Source organism: Pseudomonas putida, from assembly GCF_025905425.1.
GTDB lineage: Bacteria > Pseudomonadota > Gammaproteobacteria > Pseudomonadales > Pseudomonadaceae > Aquipseudomonas > Aquipseudomonas putida_AF.
The window spans coordinates 2167745-2186884 of record NZ_CP109603.1; the positions used below are offsets into that span (position 1 = coordinate 2167745).

The following is a 19140-nucleotide window of genomic DNA, read 5'->3' on the forward strand; positions in this document are numbered from 1 at the left end:
CTGGTCAGTGCGTCGCGAAAAGAGTACAAATGTGCTCCATGGACAATCTGACCCCCAAACGCCGCGCCATTCTCGAATTCATTCGTGAGCGCATCGCCGACCACGGCCAGCCCCCGAGCCTCGCCGATATCGCCACGCGCTTCGGCTTTGCCTCGCGCAGCGTCGCGCGCAAACACATCACCGTCCTGTGCCAGGCCGGTTATATCGACGTTACGCCCAACCAGGCGCGGGGCATTCGCCTGGCCCAACCGTTGCGCCGCCCGGAAATCCTCGAAGTGCCGGTGCTGGGCCAGGTCGCCGCGGGTGCCCCGATCGGCCCGGACCTTGGCATCCACGAGCAGTTGCTGCTCGACCCCAGCCTGTTCCGGCGCACGCCTGATTACCTGCTGAAGGTACGCGGCGACTCGATGGTCGACGACGGCATCTTCGACGGCGACCTGGTCGGCATTCGTCAACAGGGCGAGGCCCGTGACGGGCAAGTCGTGGTCGCCCGCCTGGACGGCGAAGTGACCATCAAGCGCTTGCAGCGCCAACCTGGCGGTTACCGGCTGTTGCCGCGCAACCCGGCCTATGCGCCGATCGATGTGGGCCCTGAGCAGGAGTTCTTCATTGAAGGCGTGTTCTGCGGCCTGCTGAGGCGCGACTGATGGGCGCGGTGGTCGATCTCGACAGGCTGCTCGACCAGCGCCAGGTCTGGCGCGGGCGGCAGGTTCAGGCCCGGCCTCAGGGGTTGCAGCCGACCGGCCATGCCGCGCTCGACCAACGCCTGCCCGAGGGGGGATGGCCGGCCGCAGCGCTCAGCGAACTGCTGCTGGCCAGCCCCGGTTGCGGTGAGCTGCAGCTGCTGTGGCCTTCGCTGGCCCGCCTTACAGCCGAAGGCGGGCGGGTGGTGCTGGTCGCGCCGCCGTTCATTCCCTTCGCCCCGGCCTGGCAAGCAGCGGGGGTGGATTTACGTTGGCTGGTCCAAATTGCCTCCGAGCCGGTCGATGCACTTTGGGCGGCTGAGCAGTGCCTGCGTTCCGGTAGTTGTGCAGCCGTGCTGTGCTGGCCAGAACGCGCCGACGATCGGGCACTGCGGCGTCTGCAAGTGGCCGCTGAAACCGGCCAGGCGCTGGCTTTCGCCTGCCGCCCACAGCAGGCGGCACACAACCCGTCACCGGCTGCCCTGCGCATTGCCATCGATACCCGACCGGCACAGTGGCGTGTGCTCAAGAGCCGGGGTGGCATGCCGCCCGCGCAACCCATCGCGCTACCTGGTTGAGGGTGATGCATCATGCTCTGGGCTTGCATTCTGCTGCCACAGCTGGCGCTGGACACCGTCCTGCGCGAGCGTGACAACCCTGATACGCCACTGGTGCTGATTGGCGGCCCAACGCAGCGCCGTGTCGTGCAGGCGGTCAACCCCGCTGCCGCTGCACTTGGCCTGCGTGCCGGGCAAACCCTGACCACGGCGCGCGCCTTGGCCGATGGTTTCACGTGCACAGAGGCCGATGCCAACCGCATCGAACAGTTGCAACAGCTACTGGCGGCCTGGGCCTACCGCTTCAGCGCGCAGGTGAGCCTGCATTACCCAAGGGCGCTGCTGCTGGAAGTAGGCTCCAGCCTGCAATTGTTTGGCCCCTGGCCGCTGTTCGAGGCACGCTTGCGTCAGGAACTCAGCGAGCTGGGCTTGCGTCAGCGCATCGTGCTGGCCAGTAACCCAGTGGCGGCACGCATGCTCGCCAACGGCCACGATGGCTTGGCAGTGACCTGTGCCGAACAGACGCGCGCGGTGCTGGCGCGCATGCCCATCGACCGTGTCGGGCTGCCTCAGGAGGCCGCCGAGGCCTTTGCCCGGATGGGGTTGCGCCAGCTTGGCCAGGTCATGGCGTTGCCTCGTGATGCCCTGGCCAAACGCTTTTCTGCCCAGGTCCAGCTGCACCTGGACCAATTGCTCGGCCTGCGCAGCCTGGGGCTGGATTTCTATCAGCCACCGGACTGCTTCGAAGCACGCCTGGAGTTGAACTTCGACGTTGAGTCGCACCAGGCCCTGCTGTTTCCGCTGCGCAGAATGCTCAACGACCTGGGCGCGTTCCTGGCCGGGCGCGATTGTGGCGTGCAACGTTTTTGTCTGCACCTGGAGCATGCCGAGGGGGCGGACACGCTGCTCAAGGTTGGCCTGCTGGCGGCAGAGCGTGACCCAGCCATGCTCTTCGAGTTGGCAAAAGGGCGCCTGGAACCGCTGCAAATTCGCGCCCCCGTGCGCAATCTGCGGTTGGTCGCCGATGACCTGCCACCCTTCGTGCCCCAGCACCAGGCGCTGTTCGACCCCCGTGCTCAGCAAGCGCAGCCCTGGGAACAGTTGCGTGAACGGTTGCGCGCGCGGTTGGGCGATGAAGCAGTAAAGGGGTTGAGCGCCGAGGCCGACCATCGCCCCGAGTGCGCCTGGCAAACGGCGGAGCAGGGCGCACAAGGCAGCCTGCCGGTGATGCCGGGTAGCCGTCCCGGCTGGCTGCTGCCGGCCCCCCTGGCGCTGGAGGAGGCTGGCCACCGCTTGTTGGGGCAGGCCGAGCGCATCGAGTCCGGGTGGTGGGACGGTGGCGACGTGCGCCGCGACTATTACCGCATCGAAACCCGCGAGGGCCTGCGCGGCTGGGCCTATCGCGACCTCAGCCAGCCAGGCCCCCTGTGGCTGCAAGGCTGGTTCGCATGATTACGCCCGGGTATGCCGAGTTGCATTGCCTGTCGAACTTCAGCTTCCAGCGCGGTGCATCGAGTGCCGATGAGCTGTTCCGGCGTGCCCGCGAGCAGGGTTATCAAGCCTTGGCGATCACCGATGAATGCACCTTGGCCGGTATCGTCCGCGCCTGGCAGGCCGCCAAGGCGCATCAACTGCAACTGATCGTCGGCAGCGAAATACGCTTGCAGGATGGCCCCAAGCTCGTGCTGCTGGTGGAAAACCTCACGGGCTACCAGAGCCTGTGCGCACTGATTACCCGCGCCCGTCGGCGGGCGGAAAAGGGCGAGTACCACGTGTTCGCCGATGACCTGCATCAGCATCATCAAGGGTTGCTGGCGCTGTGGGTCGCCGAGGACACCGACGACCCTGCGCCAGGCCGGTGGCTGCACTCCGTGTTCGCCGAGCGGTTGTGGCTGGCGGTGCACCTGCACCGTGGCAGTGACGACGACGTACGCCTTGGCAAGCTTCGCGAGCTGGCGGGCAAGGTGGGTATTCGCGCCGTGGCCTGCGGCGACGTGCACATGCATGTACGCGGTCGTCGCGCCCTGCAGGATTGCATGACCGCGATCCGCCAGCATTGTCAGGTGGCTCAGGCCGGGCGCTACCTGTTCGCCAATGGCGAGCGTCACCTGCGTACCCAGGAGCAGTTGCAGGCGCTCTACCCGGACGACCTGCTGGCCGAGACGTTGATCATCGCCCAGCGCTGCCGTTTCGATTTGAGCGAACTGAAATACCAGTACCCGCGCGAACTGGTGCCTGAAAACCACACGCCCGCGAGCTGGCTGCGTGAGCTGTGCGAGCGCGGCTTGCCGATGCGTTGGCCGGGGGGGCCGAGCGACAAGGTGCGCGAGGTGCTGGCAAGGGAGCTGGCGCTGATCGAGGAGCTGGCCTACGAAAGCTACTTCCTGACCGTACACGATATTGTCGCTTATGCTCGCAGCCAGCAGATTCTCTGCCAGGGGCGGGGCTCGGCAGCCAACTCGGTGGTGTGCTTCGTGCTGGGGATCACCGAACTTGACCCCATGGAGCATCGCTTGCTGTTCGAGCGTTTCCTGTCACGCGAGCGCAACGAGCCGCCCGACATCGATGTGGATTTCGAGCACGACCGCCGCGAGGAGGTCATTCAGTATGTGTTTCGTCGTTACGGTCGGCATCGGGCCGCACTCACTGCCGTGGTCAACACCTACCATGCTGCCGGTGCGGTGCGTGATGTGGCGCGGGTACTGGGGCTGCCGGCCGATCAGGTGGATGCACTGGCCAAGTGCTGTGGCCGCTGGAGTGACCGCATCCCCGATGCGCAACGCCTGGCCGAGGCCGGTTTCGAGGCCAGCAGCCCGTCATTGCGGCGGGTGCTGATTCTGGCCGGTGAGCTGATCGGCTTTCCCCGGCACCTGTCGCAACACCCCGGCGGCTTCGTCATTTCGCAGCAACCGCTGGATCAACTGGTGCCGGTGGAAAACGCCGCGATGCAAGACCGCACCGTGATCCAGTGGGACAAGGACGACCTGGACATGGTCGGGCTGCTCAAGGTCGATGTGCTGGCCCTGGGCATGCTCAGCGCCTTGCGCCGCTGCTTCGACCTGCTGCAGCGCCACCGAGGCAGGCACCTGACGTTGGCGAGCATTCCGGCCGAGGACCCGGCCACCTACGCGATGATCAGCCGTGCCGAGACCATGGGTGTGTTCCAGATCGAATCACGGGCGCAGATGGCCATGTTGCCTCGGCTCAAGCCCAACACGTTCTACGACCTGGTCATCGAGGTGGCCATCGTACGCCCCGGGCCGATCCAGGGCGACATGGTGCACCCGTATTTGCGCCGGCGTCTGAAGCAGGAACCGGTCACGTACCCTTCGCCTAAATTGCAGGACGTATTCGAGCGTACCCTGGGTGTGCCGCTGTTTCAGGAGCAGGTGATGGAACTGGCCATGGTGGCTGCAGACTACAGCCCAGGCGAGGCCGACCAGCTACGCCGCAGCATGGCCGCCTGGAAACGCCATGGTGGGTTGGAGCCGCACCGTGAACGGCTGATACAGGGCATGCTGCGCAATGGTTACGAATTGGCGTTCGCCGAGCGCATCTTCGAACAGATCAAGGGCTTTGGCAGCTATGGCTTCCCGGAATCCCATGCGGCCAGTTTCGCCTTGCTGTGCTATGCGAGCAGTTGGCTCAAATGCCATGAGCCGGCCATTTTTACCTGCGCGTTGGTCAACAGTTGGCCCATGGGCTTCTACAGCCCGGACCAACTGCTGCAAGAGGCCAGGCGCCAGGGTGTCGAGGTACGGCCGGTGGACGTGTTTCACAGTGAATGGGATTGCACACTTGAGCCGGTAGCTGAACGTGACCTGGCCATACGCCTGGGGTTGCGGCAGATCCGTGGCTTTGCCGAAGTCGATGCCCGGCGCCTGGAGCAGGCGAGGGCGCAACGGCCGTGGCGCGATGTCGAGGATTTGTGCCTGCGAGCAGGGCTCGACCACCGCGCCCGAGCACGTCTGGCCGATGCCGGGGCACTGAAGGCCCTGGCGCGTGACCGCCACCAGGCGCGCTGGCAGGTGGCGGCCGTACAACCGCAACTGCCCTTGTTCGCGGAAGTAGAAGCGTTACCGGAGGCGGCGGTGGATCTACCCGCGCCGACCGTGGGTGAAGACCTTGTCACCGATTATCAGACCTTGGGGACCACGCTTGGGCCACACCCGTTGACACTGCTACGCCCACGCTTGCGCGCGTTGGGCTGTCGCAGTTCGCACGAGCTCTCGGCTGTCGAGCATGGCGACAGCATTGCCGTGGCGGGGCTGGTAGTGGGCAGGCAACGCCCGCAGACCGCCAGTGGAGTCACGTTCGTGACCTTGGAGGATGAGTACGGCATGGTCAATGTGGTGGTGTGGCGTGACTTGGCCGAACGGCAGCGGCGGGCGTTGGTGGGGGCGCAATTGCTCAAGGTGAGTGGGCGGCTGGAGCAGGAGAATGGCGTGCGCCACCTGATTGCGCGGCGGTTGGAAGATGTCAGCCCCTTGCTACAGGGGCTGGATGTGCGGAGCCGGGATTTTCACTAACCCCACCGGGGCAGATTCAGACCATCGCCAACCGCTGCTTGCGGGTGGGCGCCGGGAACACCCGGTCGATGGCCCGTAGGTCCTCGCTGCTCAGGGTCAACAAGCCTGACGCCGCATTCAGCCGCACATGCTCCGGCGCTACCGCCTTGGGAATGGCAATCACGCCATCGTCACGGGTTACCCATGCCAGGCTCACCTGGGCCGGTGTGGCGCCATGGCGCTCGGCGATTTCAGCCAGCACCGGATGCTGCAGCAACCGCCCGGCCTGGGCCAATGGGCAATACGCCATGGTCGGCAAGGCGCGCTTCTGGCTCCACGGCAGCAGGTCGAATTCGATGCCGCGTTGCGCCGGGTTGTACAGCACCTGATTGGTGGCGCAATCGGGGTTGTGCAGCTCGCGCAAATCATCGACGTCGAAGTTGGACACTCCCCAGCGCTTGATCTTGCCTTGCTCGCGCAGGCGCTCGAATGCCTCGACCGTTTCCTCCAGTGGGTACTGGCCACGCCAGTGCAGCAGGTACAGGTCGATGCAGTCGGTGTCCAGGCGCTTGAGGCTACGCTCGCAGGCCGCAGGTATGCCTCGCGTGCTGGCATTGTGCGGGTAGACCTTGCTGACCAAAAATACCTGATCGCGGCGCCCGGCGATGGCCTGGCCAACCACTTCCTCCGCGCCGCCCTCGGCATACATTTCAGCGGTATCGATCAGGCTCAAGCCCAGCTCGATACCCTGTTGCAGGGCAGAAACCTCAGCCGCCCGGCGGCCGGGGTCTTCACCCATGTACCAGGTGCCCTGGCCAATGGTCGGAACGCTTGAACCTGCCAGTTTCACGTATCGCATGTCACCTCCGGGATCTGGGTATGGGCAAGCAGTACCTCAAGCAGCGCTTGCGCTGCGGTGGACAGCTTGTGTTCGCTGAGGGCAATCACACCCATGCGCCGCTCGACCGCTGGCTCGACCAGGGGCACGCAGCGGGCGCCGAGCTCCTGCATCTGGTTGATGCACAGTGCCGGTACCGCGCTGACGCCCAGGCCACTGGCGACCATACGGCCGACGGTCGACAATTGATGGCTCTCGAACGCCACCGCAAGCTTGCCATGGCTGGCCGCGACGTTCTGTTCCATCAACAGGCGAACCGCCGACGGGCGCTGCAAGGCGATGAAGTCTTCGGCCAGCAATTGCGTCCAACTGACCTGAGGCAACACGGCCAGTGGCGAGTCGGCGGGCACCACGGCGACGAAGCGGTCCATGTAGAGCGGGTAGAAGTCCAGGCCATCGGTGTTGTCCGGTTCGAAGCCGATGCCCAGTTCGACGCGACGGTGGCGCACCAGTTCCTGTACCTGCTCGTTAATCACGTCGTGCACGGTGACGTTGACCTTCGGGTAGCGTTGGCGAAACACCTTGAGCGAGTGCGGCAGCAGGTTGCCTGCAAAGGCCGGTATGGCCGCCACCGAAACGCGGCCAAGTTGCAGGGTGAAACGCTGGCGCAGCATTTCTTCGGTGTCGTCCCAGTCGGCCAGCAGGCGCCGAGCCAGTGGCAGCAGCACTTCACCTTCGGCAGTCAAGCTGACGCTGCGGGTGGTGCGGCTGAGCAGGGCGCCGCCAAGGTTTTCTTCCAGGGCCTTGATGGTCAGGCTCAACGCCGGTTGTGAGACGTGCAGATGCTCGCCGGCCTGGGCGAAGCTCTGGTACTTGGCCACGGCGACGAAGGCGCGCAGTTGCTTGACGTTCATGACAGGCTCGACAGTTGTTTTAAAAAAGTTATCAATCGATGATGAAAACAAAATTAACAAATCAGTCGTCTAAGGTGAAGATGTGCCCACACGCTCACCGACAGCCTCGTCGGTTCAACAACTACAAAAGGCGGATCAACATGGCCGGACTGGACAAGCGCGTAGCAACGTATGAAGAGGCCCTCGACGGCCTGACCGATGATATGACGGTACTGGCCGGTGGCTTTGGCCTGTGCGGCATTCCAGAGAACCTCATCAGCGAGATCAAGCGTCGTGGCGTCAAAGGCCTGACCGTGGTCTCCAACAACTGCGGTGTCGATGGTTTCGGCCTGGGTGTACTGCTGGAAGACCGGCAGATTCGCAAGATGATCGCCTCCTACGTTGGCGAGAACGCCGAATTCGAACGTCAGTTGCTCAGTGGCGAACTGGAAGTCGAACTCACGCCCCAAGGTACCCTCGCCGAGAAAATGCGCGCTGGCGGCGCCGGCATCCCGGCCTTCTACACAGCTACCGGCTACGGCACCCCGGTCGCCGATGGCAAGGAGGTGCGAGAATTCAAGGGCCGCCACTACATTCTCGAAGAATCCATCACCGGTGACTTCGCCATCGTCAAGGGCTGGAAGGCCGACCACTACGGCAACGTGGTGTACCGCAACACTGCGCAAAACTTCAACCCGCTGGCGGCCACTGCCGGCAAGATCACCGTGGTCGAAGTGGAAGAGATCGTCGAACCGGGCGTGCTGCTGCCCAGCGAGATCCACACCCCCGGTATTTTCGTTGACCGCGTGATTGTCGGTACCTTCGAAAAGCGTATCGAAAAGCGCACCGTCAAGGCCTGAGCGCCATCCTTCAGAACAACAAAGAGATCCTGACCATGGCACTGACCCGCGAACAGATGGCGCAACGCGTCGCCCGTGAACTGAAGGACGGCTACTACGTCAACCTGGGTATTGGTATTCCGACCCTGGTGGCCAACTACGTACCTGCCGACATGGATGTGATGTTGCAGTCGGAGAACGGCTTGCTCGGCATGGGCGAATTCCCTACTGAGAGCACGATCGATGCCGACATGATCAACGCCGGCAAGCAGACTGTCACCGCCCGCCGTGGCGCCTCGATCTTCGATTCGGCGCAGTCGTTCGCCATGATCCGAGGCGGCCACGTCGACCTCACGGTGCTCGGCGCCTTTGAAGTGGATGTGCACGGCAACATCGCCTCGTGGATGATCCCCGGCAAGCTGGTCAAGGGCATGGGCGGCGCCATGGACCTGGTGGCCGGAGCCGACAACATCATTGTCACCATGACCCACGCGTCCAAGGACGGCGAGTCCAAACTGCTGCCGCGCTGCAGCCTGCCGCTGACCGGTGCCGGCTGCATCCGCAAGGTGCTGACTGACCTTGCCTACCTGGAAATCGACGATGGCGCGTTCATCCTGCGCGAGACAGCGCCGGGGGTGAGCGTTGAAGAAATCATCGAGAAGACCGCTGGCAAGCTGATCGTGCCGGATGATGTGAAAGAAATGACCTTCTAACCCCTGCTGTGACCACCGACCCTGTGGAAGCGGGCTTGCCCGCGAATGCCGACGCATTCGCGGGCAAGCCCGCTTCCACAGGGTTTTGCTGTTGCTTCAAGATCCGTCCGATAAAACCAATAAAAGGAAGTTGACTGTGGCCGCTGAAATCCAAGACAGCCGCTCCGCCCGCTTTGCCCTGCGCTGCTCCAACTGGGCCGAACGCTGGTTCCCTGATTCCTGGGTATTCGCCGCCCTTGCTGTGGTGCTGGTGTGCGTGGGTGCGCTGGCCATGGGTGCCAAGCCGACCGACACCGCCAAGGCGTTCGGCGATGGCTTCTGGAGCCTGATCCCGTTCACCATGCAGATGGCGTTTGTGGTCATCGGCGGCTATGTGGTGGCCAGTTCGCCGCCTGCCGCGCGGCTGATCGACCGCTTGGCACGCATCCCCAAAAACGGCCGCTCGGCCGTGTGCTGGGTGGCGCTGATCTCGATGCTGGCTTCGTTGCTCAACTGGGGCCTGTCGCTGGTGTTCGGTGGCCTGCTGGTGCGCGCCCTGGCACGGCGCACGGACCTGAAAATGGACTACCGCGCTGCCGGCGCTGCCGCATACCTGGGCCTTGGCGCGGTATGGGCGCTGGGCCTTTCGTCTTCAGCGGCGCAACTGCAGGCCAACCCGGCCAGCTTGCCACCGTCGATCCTGTCGATCACGGGGGTGATTCCGTTCACCGAGACCATCTTCCTCTGGCAGTCCGGCGTCATGCTGGCGGCGCTGGTGATCGTATCGCTGGTGGTTGCCTATGCCACCGCGCCAGGCCCGAACAGCGCGCGTACCGCGCAACAATGCGGTGTTGACCCAAGCTTTACCGCGCCAACACCTGCCCAGCGCAGCCGGCCCGGCGAGTGGCTGGAGTACAGCCCGATCCTGACCTTGCTGCTGGTGGCCCTGGCCGGTGGCTGGCTGTACCAGGAGTTCGCAACCAAGCCTGCTATCACCGCCATCTCCGGGCTGAACACCTACAACTTCCTGTTCATCATGCTGGGTGCCTTGCTGCACTGGCGCCCGCGCAGCTTCCTGGATGCCGTGACCCGTGCCGTGCCGACCACTACCGGGGTGCTGATCCAGTTCCCTTTGTATGGCTCGATCGCGGCGATCCTTACCCAGGTCAAGGGCGTGGATGAGCAGACATTGGCCCATCACATTTCCACCTTCTTCGTGCAGATTGCCTCCCACGACACCTACGCGGTGCTAATGGGCGTGTATTCGGCAGTACTGGGCTTCTTCATCCCCTCGGGCGGTGGCAAGTGGATCATCGAGGCGCCGTATGTGATGCTGGTGGCCAATGACTTGCAATACCACCTGGGCTGGGCGGTGCAGATCTACAACGCCGCTGAGGCGCTGCCGAACCTGATCAACCCGTTCTACATGTTGCCATTGCTGGGCGTGCTGGGGCTCAAGGCGCGCGACCTGATCGGCTTCTCGTTCGTGCAGTTGCTGGTGCATGCGCCGTTGGTGCTGGTGTTGCTGTGGGCGTTGGGTACCACCTTGCAGTATGTGCCGCCCGTGATGCCTTGAGAATTTGCCAGGTCTCGGCCAGCATTTCGCGTGCAGTCCACGTATCATCGGTGTGCGCGAACCTTGCACCTGCCTTCGCCTGGGAAACCTGCGTCACATGTCTATCCGATTGAAACTGTTAAGAAAGAAACTGGGGCTCACCCTGGAAGTGCTGGCCGAAAAAACCGGTATGACCAAAAGCTACCTGTCCAAGGTCGAGCGCGGCCTGAACACGCCGTCGATCGCTGCGGCGTTGAAGTTGGCGCGCGCGCTGAACGTGAACGTCGAAGAACTGTTCGCGGAGGAGCACACCGCGCAGAGCCGTTACAGCCTGGTGCGTCAGGGTGAGCGCCAGGCCCTGGTGGGCGACGGCCAGGGGCCAGGATATGCGGCGCTCACCAGCCAGGTGGGGCAGCGCAGTCTGTTGCCGTTCCTGATCCAGCCGCCTACCGAGTTCAGCGACCCGACGTTCAAGGAACACCAGGGCGAGGAGTTTTTGTTCGTTCATGCAGGGCTGGTGGAGGTGGATTTCATGAACGAGCGGGTGCTGCTGGAGCAGGGTGACGCCTTGCACTTCAACGCCCAGACCCCGCACCGGCTACGTTCGGTCGGGCCGCAGCCGGCGCAGTTGCTGGTTGTGGTGCACGACGACGGCGAGTGAGGTCAGGGCGATGATCGAAGTGTCGCGGTTCTGGCGTGATCCGGCATTGCCCTTCGTCGAGGCCCGGCGCGTAGGGGACGGGCGCCAGGTGTGCTACGCCGCCCATTCCCATGAGAGCTTTTCCATCGGCGTCATCACCGGTGGGCGCAGCACCTACCTGAGCGGCGGCAGCCGTGTCGACGTCAGCGCTGGCACCACGGTGCTGATGAACCCTGGGGTGGTGCACACCTGCAACCCCATCGAGGGGCAAGCGTGGTCCTACCTGATGATGTTCGTCGACCTGCCGTGGTTGCAGGCGCTGGGTTTTCAGTTGCCGGCGCAGACATGCAGCACCTCGCCGGTACTCTACAAGCGCTTGCTTCAGGTATTTGCAGACCTGTTCGACGACGACCTGCCTGATCGCGAAGGCAGGCTTGCAGCGTTCTATGCCTCACTGCCTGGTTTGCTGGAGGATGCGCCGAGTGTGGCTGTGCCGGACCACGCGGGGCTGGAGGCTGCCGCAGCCTTCATCCGTGCGCACCGTACCGACCCGCTAAGCCTTGAAGACATCTGCGACGCCTGCGGTTTATCCCGCTCCTACCTGATTCGCGCGTTTCGCCAGCGTTTTGGTTTGACGCCCCACGACTACTTGCTTGACCAGCGTGTGCAGCATGCCCGTACGCAATTGCGTCAAGGCCGGTCGATTGCCGACGCGGCGCTGGACGCGGGGTTCGCCGACCAGGCGCACCTGCAACGTGCCTTCAAGCGGCACCTGGCAGCGACGCCTGGACATTATCGCAGCAGGTAAACCGCGCTACCCACCAGCAATACGGCCAGCCCCCGGTTCAACAAGCGCATATGCCCAGGGTTGCCAAGGTACTGACGAATCACGCTGCCTGCCCAGGCCCAGCTGGCCACCGAGACAAAACAGATCGGCCCATAGATCCAGGTGAACAGCCACAGCAGTTGCTGTTCGCCGCCGGTATAGGCACCGACACCCGCCACCGCCGCCAACCACGCCTTGGGGTTGAGCCATTGCATCGCCGCGCCGTGCCAGGCCGAGGGCGCATTCTGTTGATCCTCGCTACTTAGCCGGCCATCGTCGCTGGCCAGTTTCCAGGCCATGTACAGCAAAAAAGCCACCCCACCCCAGTGCAGCAGCACGCCCAGCAGCGGCCAGCGCAACAACAGTTCATGCAGGCCCAGCCCGACCAGTACCAGCAGCAGGCAGAAACCAAGGGTTGCACCGGTTACATGCCACAGGCTGGCGCGCAGGCCATGGCGGGCACCGCTGCCCAGGGCGACGATGTTGACCGGGCCAGGGGAGATCGAGGCCGCCAGGGCGAAAGCGGCCATGGAAAGAGACAGACTCATGAGGGCAATCCAGGTGGTGGAAGTTGACGCTAATCTTCAGGCGCAGGGCGTCAGCCGTATTGAATGAAAGTCCCCTGTTACAGGTTTTGCAATAGTTTCTCGCTGTCCGAAAAACCTGCTGTGATTGTAGGATCGCTTACCCAATTTCTATTCAGGTAACTATGAGCAGCTTCGCGGAGCCCCCCAGTTTCCGGCCTTCCTGGCCATCCTTCACCTGTCCTCGTGACGCTTCCCTTGTGAGTACCCGCTAATGGAATGGCTAGCCGACCCCACGGCCTGGCTAGGCCTGTTGACGCTTATCGTCCTCGAGCTGGTGCTGGGTATCGACAACCTGGTGTTCATCGCCATCCTGGCCGACAAGTTGCCGCCCCATCAGCGCGACCGCGCGCGGATCATCGGCTTGAGCTTGGCGCTGATCATGCGCTTGGGCCTGTTGGCGAGTATCTCGTGGATGGTGACACTCACCGCGCCGCTGATCGAGGTGTTCGGCAAGAGCTTCTCGGGCCGTGACCTGATCATGCTGTTCGGTGGTGTCTTCCTGCTGTTCAAGGCCACCGTGGAGCTGCACGAGCGGCTTGAAGGGCATGTCACCCAGGCCAGCGGTGCGGTACGCCACGCGGCGTTCTGGCCAATCGTTGCGCAGATCGTCGTGCTCGATGCGGTGTTCTCGCTGGACGCCGTGATCACGGCGGTGGGCATGGTCGAGCAGCTGTCGATCATGATGATCGCGGTGATCTTCTCGATCGGCATCATGATTGTCGCCAGCAAGCCGCTGACCCGCTTCGTCAACGCCCACCCGACCGTGATCATGCTGTGCCTGGGCTTCTTGATGATGATCGGTTTCAGCTTGACTGCCGAAGGTCTGGGTTTCCATATTCCGAAAGGCTACCTATACGCGGCCATCGGCTTCTCGATTCTGATCGAGGTGTTCAACCAGCTGGCCCGCGCGCGCCGCAAGCGCAGCCTGCAGCAGCACCGGCCACTGCGTGAGCGCACTGCCCATGCGGTGCTACGCCTGCTGGGTGGCCGTCGGGTCGAGGCCGACGAGGTGGGCGAGGAAATCGCCGACCTAGTCGAAGGTGGGGGTGAAGAGGTGCTGTTCGACCGCCGTGAGCGGGTGATGATCAGTGGCGTGCTTAACCTTGCCGAGCGCCCGATCCGTACGGTGATGACCGCGCGTGCCGAAGTCGATGTGATCGACCTTGCGCAACCGGCCGCGGCCATTTCCGAGGCCTTGGCCAACTCGCCTTACTCGCGCCTGCCGCTGATCCGCGATGGCCGCATCGATGAGCCACTGGGTTTCGTGCACAAGAAGGAGCTGCTCAAGGAGTTGCTGTCGGGTAGCCAGCCAGATCTGGAGCGCATGGCGCGGGCCCCGTTGAATCTGCTGGAAAGCTTCAGCATCCTCAACGCGCTTGAACAGATGCGCGGTCAATCGACCCATATCGCCTTCGTGGTCAACGAGTTCGGTGATTTCACCGGCCTTTTGACCATGACCGATATCCTTGAGTCGATTGCCGGCGAACTGCCGGATGCAAGCGAGGTAGAGGGCCCAGGGATCGTTGAAGAAGGTAATGGTTTTGTCGTCAGCGGCGCCCTGAACCTCAGCCAGCTCCAGGCGCGTACCGGCTTCAGCGCCCGCGCCACCGAGGACTACCAGACCCTCGCGGGCCTGGTGATGAGCTTGCTGGATCGCCTGCCGGTGGTAGGGGATCGCCTGGCCTGGAATGGCTGGATCATGACCGTGGAGGCTGTCGAAGAACGGCGGGTGCGCCAGGTGCGGCTTATACCGAACGGCGACGCTGACGCAGCAGGTGCTTGAAACCTTCGACCACCAACACCAGCACTGCGGCCCAGATCGGCAGGTAGGTCAGCCACTGATCCGGGCCGATGCTTTCACCCAGCAACAGGGCCACGCCCACCAGCAATACCGGCTCGACGTAGCTGAGCAGGCCAAACAGGCTGAACGGCAACAGACGGCTGGCCAGCACGTAGGCGATCAGGGCAGAAGCACTGATTGCCCCCAGTACTGGGATCAAGGCGTAAAGGCCAGGGTGGGCCTGCAGGTCAGCAGGTGACAACGGCCCCTGGATCACGAAGTACAGGGCCCACGGCAACAGCAGGCACATGTCGCACCACAGGCCACCCAGATGGTCGGTGCGGCAGCGTCGGCGCAGCACGAAGTAGATTGGGTAACCGATCATCACCACCAGGGTTTCCCAGGCGAAGCTGCCATGCTGGTAGAGCTCGTGCCCGACGCCCAGCGCGGCGCAGCACACGGCCACCTTCTGCAGGTGGGACAGGCGCTCACCGTAGACCAGGCGCCCGGTCAATACCATGGTCAGCGGCAGCAGGAAGTAACCCATCGACACCTCCAGGCTGCGCCCGTGCAGCGGCGCCCACAGGAACAGCCACAGTTGCACCCCCATCAGCCAGGACGTACCGACCATCCCCAGCAGCAGCACCGGGGTGCGTCGTACCCGCGCCAGCAGCTCGCCGACCCGTTTCCAGTCCTTCGAGGCAAGCATGAACAGGGTGAGGCAGGGCAGCGTCAACAGCGTGCGCCAGCCAAAGATCTCTTCGCCATCGAGCGGCGTGAGCAGGGAGGTATAGAAGTACATCACGGCAAACAAGCAGGACGCCATGACCGATGAAAGGATACCTTTTGACACGAGTGCCTCGATTAGGGGAGTTGAGCGGCTGGATCAGCCGCGCATGATCTCAGGGGGCGCGTCCTGCGGCAACCGCGAGACACCAGGGCGAGCGGCCAACGCTTCGAGAAAGGCGTCCGGCGGCATGGGCTTGGCGAACAGGTAGCCTTGTTGAAAGTCCACACCGTGCCGGGCCAGATAGTCGCGTTGGGTCTCGGTTTCGACGCCTTCGGCGACGATGCCCAGGCCCAGTTTGCCCGACAGCTCGATGATGGTGTCGAGGATGTGCAGCGACAGTGCGTCGCCGCCGATCATGGCGACGAAACTCTGGTCGATCTTCAGGTAGTCGACCTTGAATTGACGCAAGTAGTTGAGGCTCGACTGGCCGGTGCCGAAATCGTCGAGGGCAATCATCACGCCCATCTCATGCAGTTTTTCAAACAGCTCCAGGGTTACCGGGGTGGCTTCGATCAGCTTGCGCTCGGTCAACTCCAGGGTCAGCGCCACCCGGCCTGGCGGGAAATGCTGAAGAAAGGTCCGGCAGTCGTCGAGCAGGCTCAGGTCGCGGCAATGGTCAGCGGTGATGTTGATGCCAATATGGAAACCGTCCTCGAGCAGCGCGGCATACGGCGCCAGGCTCTGCGCGGTATGCAGCATCAGCGCGCGGGTCATGGCGACGATCTGGCCGCTGTGTTCGGCGTAGGGGATGAACAGGTCGGGGCGCACCAGGCCTTCACGGGGGTGGTTCCAGCGCATCAGCACTTCGGCACCGGCCCAGTGGTAATCACCCTTGCGTACCACGGGCTGGAAGTACGGTAGAAACTCGTCGGCCTCCAGGGCCCGCTGCAGTTCGGCGCGTGGCGAGGTGGCACGGCGGACCTGCCAATGGCACGCAACCCCGGCCACCGCACCGAGTATCAGCAGCAGGCTGAGCAGGGCGGGGTAGTGGTTGAGCAGCAGTTGGCCTTGCTTGTCGGCGCCATAGCCGCCGTACACGCTGAACGGGTAACGCGTCGAGCTCAGCATCACCGCGGCAGTCGCCGCCGTGGGCGGTGAGCCTTCGTGGACGACACCGTCCTTGCCCATCCAGTTGTTGCCAACGCGGATCTGCAGTGTTTCATCCGGGCCGATAAGCCGCAGCGCCGTGAGCAAGTGGTCGCCATCCACGGTGCTGATCGCACCGCGATCGCCGTCGCTGGCCCGATACACCAGCAGGGCATGGCCCGGCGTTACCGAGTTGCCATCCATCAACCACAGCGTGCCGCTGGCGTAGTCGCCGGCGTCGACGGCCTCATCGAACTCACCGAACAGCGAGGAACAATACAGCGTGTTGTGCTGGAACAGGTTGGTGGACCGCACGAACGCGTTACGTGTGACCTGGCCGCGCAGGGCCAGTTGCACCTGCTCGCATGGGCTGCCCGCCAACGGCAGCAGTGCTTGTGCGGTATTGGACGCTGTGTCGAGTATGCGTTCGACATGGGCAATCACCTGAGCGGTGGTGGCATGGCTGTCGGCACGCAGCTCACGGTCGATCTGCCAATTCATGACCCCCAGGCCGCAGGCCACCGGGAGTACCCCGATCGCCAAAGGGAGCAGGTTGCGCCAACTCCAGCCGGCGCGGCGTTTACGGGTAAGGGGCATACTGGCCTAATCTGATGAAGATAACGTGCAGAGAATAGCCGCTTGTCGGGGAGGGTGGCGAACTAAAGCGCGACAAAGCAATTTACGCAATGTAGAATCCGGTTACGAATACAACAATAAGGTTCTCCACATCCGGAGAATCAAGCCCGCCGAGAATGGGTCCATATGACAAACCATGGGTTCAAACTGATCATTGGTGACTTCCTCGCTCGTAGCGTGCGCGGCATCCCGTGCTCACCGCCTTTTGTGTTCTGCATCCCCGGAAATCACTAATTTTTCGCTGTAGATGAGGACATGAACATGGCAGATATTTTCGAAAATCCAATGGGCCTGATGGGCTTCGAGTTCATCGAGCTGGCATCGCCGACACCGGGCGTGCTCGAACCGGTCTTCCAGATACTCGGTTTTACCAAGGTCGCCACCCATCGCTCCAAAGACGTGCACTTGTATCGTCAGGGCGGCATCAACCTGATTCTGAACAACGAACCCAAGAGCATTGCCTCGTACTTTGCCGCCGAACACGGCCCGTCGGTGTGTGGCATGGCGTTTCGCGTACGCAATGCCCATGAGGCCTATGCCCGTGCCCTGGAGCTCGGCGCACAGCCGGTAGAGATCGAAACCGGCCCGATGGAGCTGCGCCTGCCAGCGATCAAGGGTATCGGTGGCGCGCCGCTGTACCTGATCGACCGCTTCGAGGAAGGCAGCTCGATCTACGACATCGATTTCAACTTCATCGAAGGCGTGGATCGCAACCCCGTCGGTGCAGGCCTCAAGATCATCGATCACCTGACCCATAACGTTTACCGTGGGCGCATGTCCTACTGGGCTGGTTTCTACGAGAAGCTGTTCAACTTCCGCGAAATCCGCTACTTCGACATCAAGGGTGAATACACCGGCCTGACCTCGCGTGCCATGACCGCACCCGACGGTATGATTCGCATCCCGCTCAACGAAGAGTCGTCCAAGGGCGCCGGGCAGATCGAAGAGTTCCTCATGCAGTTCAACGGCGAGGGCATCCAGCACGTGGCCTTCCTGACCGATGACCTGCTCAAGACCTGGGACGCCCTGAAGGGCATCGGCATGCGCTTCATGACCCCGCCGCCGCAAACCTACTACGAAATGCTCGAAGAGCGCCTGCCCGGTCACGGTGAGCCGGTCGACCAGTTGCAAGCGCGCGGCATCCTGCTCGACGGTGCTTCAGAGCAGGGCGACAAGCGCTTGCTGCTGCAGATCTTCTCGGAGACCTTGCTCGGGCCGGTGTTCTTCGAGTTCATCCAGCGCAAGGGCGATGATGGCTTTGGCGAGGGTAACTTCAAGGCGCTGTTCGAATCCATCGAACGGGACCAGGTTCGTCGGGGCGTGTTGAGCACCGATTGATGTGTTCGGGTACCGCCGTCATGCCTTGTTGGCGGCGGTGCCACGCCTGTTGCCCCGGGCCCGGAACAAGCCCCAGTAGATGATCGAGCCGGTCGCGATCCCTACCAGCACCAGAGAAGGAAGAATCTGCAGCGCCGACTGGCGGATTTCCTGTGCGGTGTAGCCTTGACCGTAGCCGCCCCTGACGGCGTACCCATACTTGGCGGAGACCGCCCTTTGCGCATACTCGGACTGTGAAGGCCGCTGTGGGTCGCGACTGTCTCCATGGCTCCAGATGTACTGGTCGCCGAACTCCAGAAGCAGCATCAAGCCATCCTGAAACGCACGCAACTCATTGCGAAGCTCCGTGGCATAGCCCGTCACAATCACTCCTGGATTGCTGTCCGGGTCTTGAAAGTGGGTAACCAGCGCGTTGGGAAGCACGGGCGAGTCGAATGCCAGTTCAACATCCTGCCGGGATTGGGCAAAGGATGACAGGTGCTCCAGCGATTCCGTGTGGGTGCTGCAGTACGCTTCCTGGTCCTGCACCAGGGTCAACGAACGTAGCAAGGGGTCACGGGCCACCTGGTCGTGCAATGCGCTCAGGGCTTCTGCGCACGTCTTCCCTGCAAAAGGCTGGGCAAGCATTGCGGTGCGGTGCATGCGGTCCAGCACCTTGTCGATGGTGAACACGGCTTCCTGAACCGAGACCTGGGCATTTTCCTCCAGTTTTTTTTCCAGTTGAAACACCATTACCAGCAAACCGGAAACCACCGGTACCAGCCCGATCGCCATGATGAGCAACAACTCCAGCAAACTGCGTCCGGCATGCATGATTTTCGACATAGGGCCATTGCTCTCCAGTCTGAGGCTGCCCGTGGTGGGCAGATGACCTGAGAGCCTATGTATTGAA

At 63.0% G+C, this 19140-nt stretch carries 17 protein-coding genes; 11 read left to right on the forward strand and 6 right to left on the reverse strand.

The annotated features are described in order from the left end of the window. Positions 1–29: 29 nt before the first annotated feature. From lexA to OGV19_RS09800, 4 genes are read left to right on the forward strand one after another with little or no spacing between them, the layout of a single operon-like run. Positions 30–647: a transcriptional repressor LexA gene (lexA, locus tag OGV19_RS09785; protein ID WP_264313203.1), complete on the forward strand. Its 618-nt coding sequence runs from the start codon at positions 30–32 to the stop codon at positions 645–647. Then, positions 647–1261 carry a translesion DNA synthesis-associated protein ImuA gene (gene imuA, locus OGV19_RS09790; protein ID WP_264313204.1) on the forward strand — a complete coding sequence of 205 codons (615 nt, stop codon included), beginning with the start codon at positions 647–649 and terminating at the stop codon, positions 1259–1261. Before lexA ends, imuA begins: the two co-directional genes overlap by 1 nt. Positions 1262–1273: 12 nt before the next feature. Beyond that, positions 1274–2692, forward strand: a complete 1419-nt coding sequence (locus OGV19_RS09795; protein ID WP_264313205.1) for a Y-family DNA polymerase — start codon at positions 1274–1276, stop codon at positions 2690–2692. Then, positions 2689–5769, forward strand: a complete 3081-nt coding sequence (locus OGV19_RS09800) for an error-prone DNA polymerase (RefSeq protein WP_264313206.1) — start codon at positions 2689–2691, stop codon at positions 5767–5769. Before OGV19_RS09795 ends, OGV19_RS09800 begins: the two co-directional genes overlap by 4 nt. A gap of 16 nt (positions 5770–5785) precedes the next feature. Here the strand turns inward: OGV19_RS09800 and OGV19_RS09805 are convergent, their stop codons facing one another. Next, a complete protein-coding gene (locus OGV19_RS09805; protein ID WP_264313207.1) occupies positions 5786–6607 on the reverse strand; it encodes an aldo/keto reductase in 822 nt (273 codons plus the stop codon). Beyond that, a complete protein-coding gene (locus OGV19_RS09810) occupies positions 6595–7500 on the reverse strand; it encodes a LysR family transcriptional regulator (RefSeq protein ID WP_264313208.1) in 906 nt (301 codons plus the stop codon). The genes OGV19_RS09805 and OGV19_RS09810 overlap by 13 nt, the downstream gene beginning before the upstream one ends. Before the next feature lie 140 nt (positions 7501–7640). On the opposite strand from OGV19_RS09810, the gene OGV19_RS09815 reads away from it, so the two are divergent. From OGV19_RS09815 to OGV19_RS09835, 5 genes are all read left to right on the forward strand, one after another. Beyond that, complete coding sequence (locus tag OGV19_RS09815) at positions 7641–8339, forward strand: CoA transferase subunit A (RefSeq protein WP_264313209.1); 699 nt, start codon at positions 7641–7643, stop codon at positions 8337–8339. Between the two features lie 35 nt (positions 8340–8374). Then, complete coding sequence (locus OGV19_RS09820; protein WP_264313210.1) at positions 8375–9031, forward strand: CoA transferase subunit B; 657 nt, start codon at positions 8375–8377, stop codon at positions 9029–9031. A gap of 136 nt (positions 9032–9167) precedes the next feature. After that, positions 9168–10586 (forward strand): short-chain fatty acid transporter, encoded by a 1419-nt coding sequence (locus OGV19_RS09825; RefSeq protein ID WP_264313211.1) that lies wholly within the window; start codon positions 9168–9170, stop codon positions 10584–10586. Positions 10587–10683: 97 nt separating this feature from the next. Beyond that, complete coding sequence (locus OGV19_RS09830) at positions 10684–11226, forward strand: helix-turn-helix domain-containing protein (RefSeq protein WP_264313212.1); 543 nt, start codon at positions 10684–10686, stop codon at positions 11224–11226. A 10-nt stretch (positions 11227–11236) separates the two neighbouring features. Next, positions 11237–12013, forward strand: a complete 777-nt coding sequence (locus OGV19_RS09835; protein WP_264313213.1) for an AraC family transcriptional regulator — start codon at positions 11237–11239, stop codon at positions 12011–12013. Here the strand turns inward: OGV19_RS09835 and OGV19_RS09840 are convergent. Then, complete coding sequence (locus OGV19_RS09840) at positions 11998–12579, reverse strand: LysE family translocator (RefSeq protein WP_264313214.1); 582 nt, start codon at positions 12577–12579, stop codon at positions 11998–12000. The genes OGV19_RS09835 and OGV19_RS09840 overlap by 16 nt on opposite strands. 250 nt (positions 12580–12829) lie before the next feature. Between OGV19_RS09840 and OGV19_RS09845 the strand changes: the two genes are divergently transcribed. Further along, the gene (locus OGV19_RS09845) at positions 12830–14401 is read left to right on the forward strand and encodes a TerC family protein (protein ID WP_264313215.1); all 1572 of its coding nucleotides are present in this window, start codon (positions 12830–12832) and stop codon (positions 14399–14401) included. Here OGV19_RS09845 and rarD read toward each other — a convergent pair. After that, a complete protein-coding gene (gene rarD, locus OGV19_RS09850; RefSeq protein ID WP_264313216.1) occupies positions 14364–15251 on the reverse strand; it encodes an EamA family transporter RarD in 888 nt (295 codons plus the stop codon). The two genes, OGV19_RS09845 and rarD, sit on opposite strands and share 38 nt — an antisense overlap. Before the next feature lie 33 nt (positions 15252–15284). After that, positions 15285–16871, reverse strand: a complete 1587-nt coding sequence (locus OGV19_RS09855; RefSeq protein ID WP_264313217.1) for an EAL domain-containing protein — start codon at positions 16869–16871, stop codon at positions 15285–15287. 300 nt (positions 16872–17171) lie between these two features. On the opposite strand from OGV19_RS09855, the gene hppD reads away from it, so the two are divergent. Next, on the forward strand, positions 17172–18248 hold the full coding sequence (hppD, locus tag OGV19_RS09860; protein WP_264313218.1) for a 4-hydroxyphenylpyruvate dioxygenase: 1077 nt from the start codon (positions 17172–17174) through the stop codon (positions 18246–18248). Between the two features lie 18 nt (positions 18249–18266). On the opposite strand, the gene OGV19_RS09865 is transcribed toward hppD, so the two are convergent. Then, a complete protein-coding gene (locus OGV19_RS09865; RefSeq protein ID WP_264313219.1) occupies positions 18267–19073 on the reverse strand; it encodes a CSS-motif domain-containing protein in 807 nt (268 codons plus the stop codon). Positions 19074–19140 lie beyond the last annotated feature (67 nt).